The following is a 13468-nucleotide window of genomic DNA, read 5'->3' on the forward strand; positions in this document are numbered from 1 at the left end:
TCCGCGGACGCGTGTCGTGGAGTCGCCGCAGCCTTCGATGAGAAAGTGGAAGAGTCTACGCATGCAGGTCTGGCCGGGACAGATGTATCCGCTGGGTGCCACCTACGACGGTGCGGGCACCAACTTCGCGGTGTTCTCCGAAGCCGCGAAGCGCGTCGAGCTGTGTCTGCTGCACGACGACGGGTCGGAGACCGCCGTCGAGCTGCGCGAATCCGATGCCTTCGTACGGCACGCCTATCTCCCGGGGGTGATGCCGGGGCAGCGCTACGGCTTCCGGGCGCACGGACCGTACGAGCCGGGGCAGGGGCTGCGCTGCAACTCCGCGAAGCTGCTCCTGGACCCGTACGCGCGCGCGATGAGCGGCCGGATCGACTGGGACGAGGCGGTCTACGGCTACCACTTCGGCAAGCCGGAGGTGCGCAACGACCTGGACTCGGCGCCGCACACCATGGCGTCGGTGGTGGTCAATCCGTACTTCGACTGGGGTGACGACCGCCCGCCGCGCACCGCGTATCACGAGACGGTGCTCTACGAGGCCCATGTGAAGGGCCTGACGATGAACCACCCGGACCTGCCGGAAGAGCTGCGCGGCACCTACGCGGCGTTGGCGCATCCGGCGATCATCGACCATCTGACGAAGCTGGGGGTCACGGCGCTCGAACTGATGCCGGTGCACCAGTTCGTGCAGGACCACCGGCTGGTGGATGCCGGGCTCACGAACTACTGGGGCTACAACACCATCGGGTTCTTCGCCCCGCACAACGCCTACGCCTCCTGGGGCGATCGCGGGCAGCAGGTGCTGGAGTTCAAGACGGCGGTGCGGGCGCTGCACCGTGCGGGCATCGAGGTGATTCTCGATGTGGTCTACAACCACACCGCCGAGGGCAACCATCTGGGCCCGACGCTGTCCTTCCGGGGCCTGGACAACGCCTCCTACTACCGCCTGACGGAGGACCAGCGCTACTACATGGACACCACGGGCACCGGCAATTCACTGCTGATGCGCAGCCCGCATGTGCTCCAGCTGGTGATGGACTCGCTGCGCTACTGGGTGCAGGAGATGCGGGTGGACGGCTTCCGCTTCGATCTGGCGGCCACGCTGGCCCGGCAGTTCCACGAGGTGGACCGGCTGTCGTCGTTCTTCGACCTGGTGCACCAGGATCCCGTCGTCAGCCAGGTGAAGCTGATCGCCGAGCCGTGGGACGTCGGTGAGGGCGGCTACCAGGTGGGGAACTTCCCGCCGCTGTGGACGGAGTGGAACGGCAAGTACCGCGACACCGTGCGGGACCTGTGGCGGGGCGAGCCGCGCACCCTCGCGGAGTTCGCCTCCCGGCTGACCGGCTCCTCGGACCTGTACCAGGGCGACGGGCGGCGGCCGATCGCCTCGGTGAACTTCGTGACCTGCCACGACGGCTTCACCCTGAACGACCTCGTCTCGTACAACGACAAGCACAACGAGGCCAACGACGAGGACAACCGGGACGGCGAGCGGTTCAACCGGTCCTGGAACTGCGGGGCGGAGGGCCCGAGCGACGATCCCGCGGTGCGCCGGCTGCGCGCGCGGCAGATGCGGAACTTCATCGCGACGCTGATGCTGTCGCAGGGCGTTCCGATGCTCAGCCACGGCGACGAGTTCGGCCGCAGCCAGGGCGGCAACAACAACGCCTACTGCCAGGACAACGAGCTGTCCTGGGTGCGTTGGCCGGAGCCCGCCGATCCGCCGGGGGACGACGACGAGGCGGCGGAGATCGACGAGGAGCGGGAACTGCTCGCCTTCGTCCGGCAGATGGTGTGGCTGCGGCGTGACCACCCGGTGTTCCGGCGGCGGCGGTTCTTCCAGGGCCGCCCGATGGAGGACACCCACGACGAGCTGTCCGACATCGCGTGGTTCACCGCGGCCGGCGAGGAGATGGGGCCGCGCGACTGGCAGTCGGTGCACGCCAAGTCGCTGGCGGTCTTCCTCAACGGCAGCTCCATCTCCGAGCCGGGGTCGCGTGGCGAGCCGATCACGGACGACTCGTTCCTGCTGATGTTCAACGCACACGAGCAGGAGAAGGACTTCACGATCCCGGCGCATCACGGCCGGCAGTGGCAGGTGGTGGTGGACACCGACCGGCCGGGTCCCGCGGCGGCCGGCGACGGGGCCAAGGTCAAGGCCGGGGACCAGGTCACGCTCACCGGCCGCAGCCTGCTGGTGCTCCAGCGGCCCGCCTGAGCGCCGCGGGGCCGGCGTGGTCCGAAGGGCAGGCCCTACGCCTCCATCCGTTCGGTCTCCGGCGCCGGCCGGCCCGCCACAGGTCCCGCCGGAGCGGCGGGCCGGGGCGCGGGCCTGACGGCGAGCGCGACGACGAGGATCAAGACCGCGGCGCCCACCGCGACGGCGAAGGCCGCGGGCGGGCCGTACGCGTCGGCGAGACGGCCGGCGGCGGCCAGCGCCAGGGCCTGGCCGCCGACCACCGCGCTGGTGAGGAAGGCCATCGATTCGGCCATCCGGCTGCGCGGCACCGTCCGTTCGGTGAGGCCGAAGAGCGTGATCATGTGCGGGGCGAAGGCCACGCCGAGGATGACGACGACCGCGTAGAGCGCCCCGAGGGACCCTACGTACAGCAGCGGGGCGGACAGTGCGATCAGGGCGACGGCAGACACCCGCCACCGTGTCGGCAGGGTGACCCGGGCAGGAACGAGGGTCAGCGACAAGCCGGCGACCGCGCTCATCACCCCCATGGCGGCGTAGACGAGTCCGGCCTGGGCGGACTCGCCGAGGCGCTCGGTGAGCGCGGTGATGCCCGCCTGGCAGGCACCGAACATCGCGCCCTGCAACGCCATCGAGGCCCGCATGGCGTGCACCGCACGCGGCATCCGTGCCCGCGTCCTCCCCGGCCGGCGCCCGGCCGGTACGGAGGCCGTCGGGGTTCCGACGGTGTCCGCGGCCGACCTCTCCGTCTCCTTCGGGGCGCGCGCGGGCGGCAGCACCCGGGCGGTCGGGTGGAGGGCGAACGCCGAACCGCAGACGGCCAGCAGTCCCGCTGCCAGCGAGAGCGCGAGGGCCGGGTGGGCGACCGCGGCGGCCAGGCCGACCAGCGCGGGGCCGAGCACGAACGACACCTCGTCCAGCGTCCCCTCCAGCGACAGCGCCGCGCCCACCAGCCGCTCGTCGGCGCGGGCGCGGCGCGCCAGGGCGACCGTCCGGGTGCGGGCGAGCGGCCCGATCTGCGGCACGGTGGCGCCCGCCAGGAGGCCGGTCAGCGCCAGCGGCACCGTCGCGGTCCCGGCGAGCGCGGCGGCCACCAGGGCGGCCACCGCGAAGGCGTTGAGCCAGCAGGCGGCCAGCACCACCGTGCGCTGCCCGTGCCGGTCGGCGAGCCGGCCGATCAGCGGCCCGGCGGCGGTCTGGCCCGCCGCCAGCGCGCCCCCGACGAGGCCCGCCGTGGTGAGACTGCCGCTGGTCTCGGCCACCAGCAGCAGACTGCCGAGCTGGCACATGGCGGTCGGCAGCCGGCCGAGGAAGGACACGGCGGACAGCAGGGGCCCGCCCAGCGCGATCACCCGGCGGTACGTGGCAAGAGCAGCGATCATCGGGCGACGCTACCCGGGGAGGAGTCCGATGCCCCATGCACGGGACGTACAAAGGTGTGCGGTGCACGGGCGCGCGGGGTCGGATGAATCCACAGCGCGGATGACACAACAAGCCGCCGACGGGGTACGGGTGTTCCCATGACGCAGCCATCGAGTCCGTCACCGACCGCCACCTACCGGCTGCAGCTCCAGCCGGACTTCCCGTTCGCCGCCGCCGAGCGGGCGGTGCCGCACCTCGCCGCGCTCGGCGTCTCACATCTGCACCTCTCCCCCGTCCTGGAGGCGGTGCCGGGCTCGGCGCACGGCTACGACGTGGTCGACCACGCCGTGGTGCGGGCCGAGCTGGGCGGCGAGGAGGGGCTGCGGGCGCTGGCGGCGACGGCGCGGTCGCACGGACTCGGTCTGATCGTCGACATCGTGCCCAACCACATGGCCGTGCCGACTCCGGAATCGCTCAACGGGCCGCTGTGGGAGGTGCTGCGCGACGGTCCGCAGTCCCCGTACGCCCGGTGGTTCGACATCGACTGGGACGGCGGGCACGGCGGACGGCTGCTGCTTCCGGTGCTCGGTGGACGGATCGGGGAGGAGGCCCGGCATCTGCGCGTGAAGGACGGTGTGCTGCGCTATCACGAGCACGCGTTTCCGCTGCGGCCCGGGACCGAGGAGTTGCCGCTCGACCGTCTCCTGGACGCCCAGTGGTACCGGCTGGCCTGGTGGCGGCTGGCCCGCAGCGAGCTGAACTACCGCCGCTTCTTCACCATTTCGGAGCTGATCGGCGTGCGCGTCGAGGACCCGGACGTCTTCGAGGCGACGCACGGCACGCTGCTGCGGCTGATGCGCGAGGGCGTCATCGACGGGCTCCGCGTCGACCATCCCGACGGGCTGGTGGACCCGGGCGGCTATCTGTCCCGGCTGGACGCCGCGACGGGCGGCCGGTGGACGGTGGTGGAGAAGGTCCTGACCGGTGACGAGCGGCTGCCGGACAGCTGGGCGTGCGCGGGCACGACCGGCTACGACGCGCTGCGGCACATCGACGGGCTGTTCGCCTGCCCGCAAGGCTCTGCCCGGCTCTTCGCCCACTACCGCGACTTCGTCACCCCGCTCGCCGACGAGGGCGGCGACTGGGAGGAGACGGTACGCCGGGCCGCGTACGAGGTCGTCACGCACGATCTGGCGGCCGAGGTCGAGCGGCTGACGCGCACCGCGCGGCGGATCAGTGAACGCGCCCCCAGGCCGGGGGACCACGCGGCGTGGGCCCTGCAGCACGCCATCCGCGAGCTGATGGTGCGGCTGCCCGTCTACCGTCCCTACGCCGCGGACACCGACCGCGCCGAGCAGGACGCGTCGATGCTGGACAAGGCGGCGGTGGAGGCGCGTACCGCGTTCCGCGTGCCCGAGGAGGCGCGGGCGGTGGACCTGGTCCGCGATCTCGCGCTCGGGCGCTTCCAGGACGACCCGGACTGCGAGGACTTCGCCGCGCGCTTCGCCCAGACCGCGTCCGCGCTGCACGCCAAGTCCGTGGAGGACACGGCCTTCTACCGCTATCCGGTGCTGCTGTCCGCCTGTGAGGTCGGTGGCGACCCCGGGGAGCCGGCGCTCGGCCCCGAGATCTTCCACGCCTTCTGCGCCCGGACGCAGCGCGACCGGCCGCTGACCGGGACGGTGCTCTCGACCCACGACACCAAGCGCAGTGCCGATGTCCGCGCGCGGATCGCGGTGCTCTCGGAGTGCCCCGACCGGTGGCGGGACGTGCTGGGCGAGCTGTCCGGAGGGGCCGACGGCGCGGTCGGGGGCATGGGGGTGGACGGCACGGGCCCCGCGGACCCGATGGTGTCCTGGCTGGCCTGGCAGACCGCGTTCGGTCTGGGCGCGCCGGGCGGCACCGGGCCGGCGGCGGGCGACGAGCGCCGCGAGGACACGGCGGAGCGGATGACACCGGCGATCCTCAAGGCCGTTCGGGAGGCCGGGCTGCGGACCTCGTGGACGGAGCAGAACGCGGACTACGAGAGCGCCGTGACGGACTTCGTACGCAGCGGTCCTGCGGGGCCCGGGGCGGGCCTGTTGAGCGCGCTGGACGAGGAGCTGGCGCCGTTCGTCCGCGCCAATGTGCTGGGCGCCACGCTGCTGCATCTCACCATGCCGGGGGTGCCCGACCTCTATCAGGGCACCGAACGCCGGTACGCGGCGCTCGTCGATCCCGACAACCGGGAGCCGGCCCGCTTCCGCCCCGACCTGCTCGCGGACCTCGACGCCGGCGTCGCGCCGCGCGGCCTGTCCGAAGAGAAGCTGCTGCTGACCGCCACCGCGCTCCGGCTGCGCCGCTCCCACCCGCAGTGGTTCGGCGAGGACGCGTCGTACGAGCCGCTGCGCGCGGAGGGGCCCGCGGCCGAGCACTGTGTGGCCTACTGCCGCGGCGGGCGGGTGGTGTCGGTGGCGACCCGGCTGTCGCTGCGCCTGGTGGAGACCGGTGGCTGGTGGGACACGGCGCTGCGGCTGCCGTCCGGCGGTTCGTGGCGCGATCTGCTGACGGGCCGGACGGTGGCAGGGGGTGCGGCCCCGACGCTGGATGAGCTGTTGGACGTGTCGCCGGTGGCGCTGCTGGTGGCGGAGTAACAGGGCGTCGGGAGAGCGCGAGCCGGGTGGCCGGCGTCCGGCGTGGCCCGCGGGGCCGACGACGGCCTTCGCCTGCGCGGCGGCCACGGGGCCCTCGGCATAAATCGGTTGCGCTCCCGCCCCCGCCTGGCAGCATGCAGCTGTACCCACGACCTTCTCCCGGGAGAACCGCATGCGCCGAAACCTCGGAACGACTCAGCGCCCCTATCGGACGACAGTTGTCGAGGTTTCGCTCAGCCATGCCCTCCCCTTCCCCGCGCCGCACCGGGCGCCCCGCCCGCCACGTTGCTGACGCTCCCGCCGCGCACGGCGCGCCGTTCACCGGCCGCAATCACCCCCGCCACACCCTGAACATCGGCATCGTCGCCCACGTCGACGCGGGCAAGACCAGCCTCACCGAACGGCTGCTCTTCGATACCGGCGTCATCGGCCGGCTCGGCAGCGTCGACGCCGGCGACACCCGAACGGACACCGGCGAGCTGGAGCGGCAGCGCGGCATCACGATCCGCTCTGCCGTCGCCGCCTTCACCGTCGGCGATGTCCAGGTCAACCTCATCGACACACCCGGCCACGCCGACTTCATCGCCGAGGTCGAACGTGCCCTGGGCGTGCTCGACGGCGTCGTGCTGCTGCTCTCCGCGGTGGAGGGCGTCCAGGCAGGAACGCGGATTCTGATGAAGACGCTGCGGCGGCTGCGGCTGCCGACGCTGCTCTTCGTCAACAAGATCGACCGGCCGGGTGCGCGCGGAGACGCGCTGCTGGCGGACATCCGCCGCACCCTCGCCCCGGTCGTCGTCCCCATGGCGACGGCCCACGACCTCGGCACCGCGCGGGCGCACGTGAGCGCGCACCGGCTGGAGGACCCGGCGGACCGCGAGCGGATCGCCGAGACGCTGGCCGAGGCCGACGACGCGATCCTGGCTCGGGTGGTCGAGGGCCCGCCGCCCGGTGCGGCCCGCCTCCGCGCCGCGTTGGCCGCCCGCACCGCCGACGCCGCGGTGCACCCGGTGTACTTCGGGTCGGCTCTGGGCGGGCAAGGGGTCGGTGCCCTCGTCGAGGGCATGGTGCAGCTGATCCCCCCGGCTCCGGTGGCAGGCGGCACCGAGCCGCGCGGCACGGTCTTCGCCGTTCAGCAGCAGCCGCACGGCGAGCGCACAGCACATGTCCGGCTCTACGAAGGGGAATTGCACGCGCGCCGGCGGATCGCGCTGCACCGTCGGGAGGCGGACGGCGCGCGCGGAACGCTGACCGGCAAGATCACCTCGCTGGAGGTCGTCGGCCGCCCGCCCGGGGACAGCAGCCCGCTCACCCCGGGCAATATCGCGGTGCTCCGCGGGCTGCCCGGCATCCGGACAGGTGACCGCGTCGGCCCCGTGCCCGCCCCCGGCGCCACGGCCCCGGGCGACCGCACGGCGGCCCCGTTGTTCCCCTCCCCCACGCTGGAGACGGTCGTTCGTCCCCAGGATCCCGCGCGCGCCGCGGCCCTGCGGTCGGCGCTGCTGGATCTGGCCGACCAGGATCCGCTGCTGCGGGTGCGTTCCGCGCCCGGTGGAGCGACATCTGTGCTGCTGCACGGCGAGGTGCAGAAGGAGATCATCGCCGCGACCCTGCGCCAGGCGTACGGCATCGAGGCGGAGTTCGCGCCGAGCCGGGTGGTGTGCGTGGAGCGGCCCCGCGGCGTCGGCGAGGCGCATGCGGAGATCGCGCGGCGCGGCCACACGGGGCCGTGGGCGACGGTCGGGCTGCGGGTCGAACCGGGCGCGCGCGACTCCGGGCCGGTCTTCACGTACGAGACCGAACTCGGCGCGCTGCCGCACGGCTTCCACCAGGCCATCGAGGAGACGGCGCTGGCCACACTGCGCCACGGACCGCACGGACTCGCGGTGACCGACTGCCGGGTGGTGCTGACCCGTTCCGGGTTCGTCGGCCCGCTCAGCACGGCCGGTGACTTCCGTGCCGTCACGCCGGTGGTGTTGCTGCGGGCGCTGCGGCGGGCCGGCACCCGGGTCCACGAGCCGTATCACGCCTTCGAGGTGGAGCTCCCGCTCGACGCGCTGGCTCCGGTGACCGCCCGGCTCACCGCGCTGGGCGCCGAACTCGGCGAGACGTCCGGCGGCCGGCACTCCTGGCTGCTCAGCGGTGTCCTGCCGGCGCGCCATGTCCGGCAGGCGGAAGGGCTGTTGCCCCACCTGACCCGCGGTGAGGGGGTGTGGACCTCACATCCGTCCGGTGACCGGCCGGTGCGCGAGGGGACGCCGCATCCGTAGCAGCGGGCGCGGGGCAGGGGCGCGCGCGAGGTCACACCCGGGCGGCGCGCCCTCCCGGCTGTCGGCCACCCGCCCCGCTCACTTCTCCGTCAGGACGTAGTCGACGCGGCCGAAGCTGATGTGGTCGCCGGGTCCCACGGGCACCTCGCCCACCACCCGACGCCCGTTGACACAGGTGCCGTTGGTGGAGCCGAGGTCGCGCAGCAGCCAGCCGTTGCCGGCGCTGCGCAGTTCGGCGTGGGCTCGGGAGACCGTCTCGTGGTTGAGCCGCAGGCCCACGCCGGGCGCCCGACCGATCAGCAGCGGGAAGGGGCCAGGCGCCGGCAGCAGAAGCTTGGGCAGCCGCTCCGTACGCCATGCCCGGCGGACCCTGAGGTGGAAGGACGACGCCCGGCCGACCATCCGCAGCAGGGCGCCCTGGACCTTGCCCCGTGCGGCCAAGTCCGCGGTGGCCTGCTCCAGTTCGGAGTTGTGCTGGGCGGTGAGGACGAGTTCCAGGCGCCGCAGGAAGGTGTCCTGGGACAGCCGCCCGTGCGCCGCGCCGTCGCGCAGCAGGTCGAGGGCGCGCTCCCGGTCGGCGTCCGACGGGCGCGCCGGCCGCGCCGGGAACTCCAGGGAAGTCATGTCGGTGATTGTCCGGCCACCGCGAGCCGGTGTCCAGGCGATGTGTCCGTGATGCGCGCCCCGGAGTCCCCGGAAGGGACCGCGAGGTGCGGCGGACGCCGGTGACCACGCCGCGGCGGCTGCGTCCGCCGCTCGCCGGAACGGCCCAGCGGAATGGCCCGATGTCGCCCCGGTTCGCCACGTCGGACTGCCGGGCGGCGGCGCGACGTGCTTTCGTCGAGGGGGACCGGGAGCGAACGAAGGAGTGCAGCCGTGCTGTTCGAGGTATGGGCGCCGAGCGCCGGACGGGTCGCTCTCCAGTGGGCGGGCGACCGGGCCGGCGATCCGGCCGTGTCGATGGAGCGTGCCACCACCCGCGAGGGCTGGTGGCACACCGAGGCACCGGCCCGCGACGGGGACCGCTACAGCTACCGGCTCGACGACGGTCCGCCGTTGCCGGATCCGCGCGCCGTACGGCTGCCGGAGGGGCCGGGCGGCCCCGGTGCGGTCGTCGACCACGACCGCTTCACCTGGCGGCATCCGTGGCCGGGCCGTCCGCTGCCCGGCGCGGTCCTCTACGAGCTGCACATCGGCACCTTCACCCCCGAGGGCACCTTCGACGCGGCCGCGGCGCGGCTGGCGCACCTCGCCGACCTGGGCATCACCCATGTCTCGCTGATGCCGGTCTGCCCCTTCCCCGGGGCCCACGGCTGGGGCTACGACGGGATCGCGCCGTGGGCGGTGCACGAGCCGTACGGCGGGCCCGAGGGGCTCAAGCGGTTCGTGGACGCCGCGCACGCACACGGGCTCGGGGTCGTCCTGGACGTGGTGCACAACCATCTCGGGCCGTCCGGCAATCATCTCCCCGCGTTCGGGCCGTACTTCACCGACACTCATCACACACCGTGGGGCGCGGCCGTCAATCTCGACGCGCCCGGCTCCGACGAGGTGCGCCGCTATCTCGTGGGCAGCGCGCTGAGCTGGCTGCGCGACTACCGGATCGACGGGCTGCGGCTGGACGCCGTGCACGCGCTGCACGACACCCGCGCCCACCACTTTCTCGCCGAGCTGTCCGCGGCGGTGGACGCGCTCGCCGGGCATCTGCGGCGCCCGCTGTTCCTGATCGCCGAGTCCGACCTCAACGATCCGCGTACCACCGCGCCGCGCACGGCCGGCGGCCACGGCTTGCACGCGCAGTGGAACGACGACCTCCACCACTGTCTGCACACCGCGCTGACCGGCGAATCCCAGGGCTACTACGGCGACTTCGCACGTGCTCCGCTTGCCGCCCTGGCCAAGACCCTGACCGGCGGCTTCTTCCACGACGGCAGCTACTCCACCTTCCGCGGCCGGGCACACGGCGCCCCCCTGGACCTGCGCGGCACGCCTGCGTACCGTCTGCTGGCCTACGCGCAGACCCACGACCAGATCGGCAACCGGGCGCTGGGCGACCGGCTGGCCGCGGCGCTCTCTCCCGGGCTGCTGGCCTGCGCCGCCGCGCTGGTGCTGTGTTCGCCGTTCACACCGATGCTGTTCATGGGCGAGGAATGGGGAGCGCGCACTCCGTGGCAGTACTTCACCGACCACACCGATCCGGAGCTGGCCGAAGCCGTACGGGCCGGTCGGCGACGGGAGTTCGCCGCCCACGACTGGGACACCCAGGGCTCCGCGGCCACAGGCCCCTCCGAGGCCGACTGGCCGGACCCGCAGGATCCGGCCACCCGCGACCGCTGCGTGCTGGACTGGGCCGAATCGGAGCGGGCGCCGCACGCCGCTCTGCTGGCCTGGCACCGCGCCCTGCTCGCGCTGCGCCGCGAACAGCCGGCGCTGACCGACCCCGACCCCGCCCGCACCGGCGTCACCCACGACGAGCGGGGCCGCTGGCTGTTGCTGCGGCGCGGGCCGCTGAGGGTGGCGGTCAATTTCTCCCCGGATACCACGGCCGCCATCCCGGTCGGCGGCCCGGAGGCTGCCGGGAACGTCGGGACGACGGCCCGGAAGCCGAGGCTGCGCGCGTTGGCGGCCTGGTCCGATCCTGCCGTCCCCGACAGCGACGGTCTGCTGTGGCTGCCACCGGAGTCGGCGGTCGTGCTCGGCCCGTAGCGCGCCGTGGCGGGGGTGGCGTCAGTGGGCGAACTCCGCGATGAACGCGGGGCAGAAGGCATCCAGATCAGCCGGCTTACGGCTGGTGATCAGCGTGTTCGGGCCCGCCGTACAGATCTTGACCTGTTCGTCGACCCAGGTGCCGCCCGCGTTGTGGATATCGGTCCGCAGGCTCGGCCAGGAGGCCAGCGTCCGCCCGCGCACCACATCCGCCTCGATCAGCGTCCAGGCCGCGTGGCAGATCGCGGCCACCGGCTTGCCCGCGTCGAAGAACGCCTTGGCGAACGCCACGGCCTCCTCGTCCATGCGCAGCGCGTCCGGGTTGGCGACGCCGCCGGGCAGGACGAGGCCGTCGAAGTCGCCGGCGGACGCCTCGCCGGCCGTCAGGTCGACGGGGAAGGTGTCGGCCTTGTCCAGATGGTCGAAGGCCTGCACCTTCCCCTCCGCGGTGGAGACCAGCTTCGGAGTGCCCCCGGCCGCGGTCACCGCGCGCCACGGCTCGGTCAGCTCGACCTGCTCCGTGCCCTCGGGGGCCACCAGAAATGCCACCTGCATACCGCGTTCACGTCCCTTCGTCCCGGCCGCTCCGGCGGGCCGGCACGCACCGCGCCGCCCCGGGCCGGGCACGACCGTCCGGGTCGGTCCATGTCGGTCCATGTCAGCTGAGAAGGACGGGATCGCCCTCCCCACCCACGACCATAACGGGGCATACGGCCTTCGCTCATCCGCAGGAGCGTGCGGCGCCTACGCCGCGGAGACGGCACGGTCCGCGTCCGCGCCCTCCAGCTCCCGCTCGCTGGCCGCGACCGCCGCCTCCTCGGCCGCCGCGTCCAGGCCGCGGTTGAGGAGGTAGTAGAGCCCGCCGCCGACGAGCAGGCCGGGGACGAAGGAGAGGTCCGCGCCACCCAACGCCTCGGTGACCGGGCCGGTGTAGAACGACGTCGCGAAGAACGGGATCATCGCGGCGAAGCCGGCGACGTACGCGACGATGCCGCGCCACGCCCACCGGCCGTAGATGCCGGCCGGGTCGAAGATCGCGGTGACGGCGTAATGGCCGCGCCTGACCCAGTAGAAGTCGACGAGATTGACCGCGGTCCAGGGGATGAGGAAGTAGAGCATCATCAGCACGAAGGTGTTGAAGCTCTCCAGGTAGTTCTCCGGGAGCAGCATGGCCACGGCGAGGATGACGACGCCGATGGCGACGATCCCGGCGACCCGGATCCGGACGGTCGGCCGGACGGTGCGGAAGGCGTCGACCGCGCTGGTGGTGGTGAGCATCGCGCCGTAGGAGTTCACGGCCATGATGCCGATCAGGGCCACGGAGGAGACCACCACCGCGAAGGTGCCGAAGCCGGGCAGGATGGCGTTGCCGACCTGCCGGAGACCGGTGATCGCGTCCGGGTCGGGCAGCGCGGAGGCGAGCAGCGCGCCGAGCGACATCAGCCAGGCAGCGGAGCCCGCCGCGCCCGCGTACGTCCACCAGATGACCTTGCGGGCGGAGACGTCGCGCGGAAGGTAGCGGGAGTAGTCCGAGACGTACACGGCGTAGCTGATCTGGTAGCCGGCCGCGGCGGAGAAGACCACGAGGAAGGACGTCCAGGAGCTGTGCGCGGGGGACGCGGCGCCCGCCGCCGCGGACGGGTCGAACTGGACCAGCGCGCCGACCGTCAGCACGCCGAAGACGGCGATCAGGACGTAGGTGAGCCAGCGCTGGACCAGGTGGAGCAGGTCGTGGCCGACGATGGCGAGCACGATGGCGACGCCGATGATCAGCACGTACCAGAGGGTGCTGCCGCCCGGGAAGACGGTGCGCAGGCCCTGTGCGGCCAGGACGACGTTGAAGACGTTGAAGCCGACGTAGACGAAGACCACCGCGGCGAACGGGACGATGGCACCCCGGATGCCGAACTGCGCCCGCGACTGGATCATCTGCGGCAGGCCCATGCGGGGGCCCTGGTTGGCGTGGAAGGCCATGAAGAAGGTGCCGAAGCAGGCGCCGAGGACGACCGCCGCGACGGAGGCGGGCAGGCTCAGGCCGAGCTCCGGGCCGAGGAAGCCGGTGACCATGGTGGTCAGCACGAAGTTGCCGGTGAACCAGAACGGCCCCTGGTGCCACACCTTCCCGTGCCGCTCGCGGGCGGGGACGTAGTCGATCGAGCGGGCCTCGATGACGCGGGACGGTCGCCCCGCGTCATCGCCTGGTGCGGCGGCCATGGGATCCATGGAGTTCTCCTACGGGGGACGGCGGCATGTCTGCGGTGCTGTGAACCTAGGTGCATGGGCCACCCGATTCGATCGCCCGATCG

General features: G+C 73.0%; 8 protein-coding genes. 4 read left to right on the plus strand and 4 right to left on the minus strand.

The window, feature by feature from the left end:
* Positions 1–61 precede the first annotated feature (61 nt).
* Positions 62–2215 (plus strand): glycogen debranching protein GlgX, encoded by a 2154-nt coding sequence (gene glgX, locus QOM21_RS09135; protein ID WP_407549251.1) that lies wholly within the window; start codon positions 62–64, stop codon positions 2213–2215.
* A 35-nt stretch (positions 2216–2250) separates the two neighbouring features.
* On the opposite strand, the gene QOM21_RS09140 is transcribed toward glgX, so the two are convergent.
* Complete coding sequence (locus QOM21_RS09140; RefSeq protein ID WP_407549252.1) at positions 2251–3576, minus strand: MFS transporter; 1326 nt, start codon at positions 3574–3576, stop codon at positions 2251–2253.
* A 138-nt stretch (positions 3577–3714) separates the two neighbouring features.
* On the opposite strand from QOM21_RS09140, the gene treY reads away from it, so the two are divergent.
* Together treY and otr(A) are read left to right on the plus strand one after the other, a co-directional pair.
* Positions 3715–6189, plus strand: coding sequence for a malto-oligosyltrehalose synthase (gene treY / locus QOM21_RS09145; protein ID WP_407549253.1), 2475 nt, complete (start codon positions 3715–3717; stop codon positions 6187–6189).
* Positions 6190–6428: 239 nt separating this feature from the next.
* Positions 6429–8456, plus strand: coding sequence for a tetracycline resistance ribosomal protection protein Otr(A) (gene otr(A) / locus QOM21_RS09150; RefSeq protein ID WP_407549254.1), 2028 nt, complete (start codon positions 6429–6431; stop codon positions 8454–8456).
* Between the two features lie 78 nt (positions 8457–8534).
* Here otr(A) and QOM21_RS09155 read toward each other — a convergent pair whose 3' ends face one another.
* Positions 8535–9080, minus strand: coding sequence for an FHA domain-containing protein (locus tag QOM21_RS09155; protein ID WP_393893555.1), 546 nt, complete (start codon positions 9078–9080; stop codon positions 8535–8537).
* A gap of 252 nt (positions 9081–9332) precedes the next feature.
* On the opposite strand from QOM21_RS09155, the gene treZ reads away from it, so the two are divergent.
* The gene (gene treZ, locus QOM21_RS09160; protein WP_407549255.1) at positions 9333–11162 is read left to right on the plus strand and encodes a malto-oligosyltrehalose trehalohydrolase; all 1830 of its coding nucleotides are present in this window, start codon (positions 9333–9335) and stop codon (positions 11160–11162) included.
* Between the two features lie 21 nt (positions 11163–11183).
* Here treZ and QOM21_RS09165 read toward each other — a convergent pair whose 3' ends face one another.
* Both QOM21_RS09165 and QOM21_RS09170 read right to left on the minus strand, forming a co-directional pair.
* A complete protein-coding gene (locus QOM21_RS09165; RefSeq protein WP_407549256.1) occupies positions 11184–11717 on the minus strand; it encodes a type 1 glutamine amidotransferase domain-containing protein in 534 nt (177 codons plus the stop codon).
* 189 nt (positions 11718–11906) lie between these two features.
* Entirely contained in the window at positions 11907–13385 is a 1479-nt protein-coding gene (locus QOM21_RS09170) for a purine-cytosine permease family protein (protein WP_407549257.1), read from the minus strand.
* Between the last annotated feature and the right edge of the window lie 83 nt (positions 13386–13468).

The organism is Streptomyces sp. Pv4-95 (genome assembly GCF_045782725.1).
Taxonomy (GTDB): domain Bacteria; phylum Actinomycetota; class Actinomycetes; order Streptomycetales; family Streptomycetaceae; genus Streptomyces.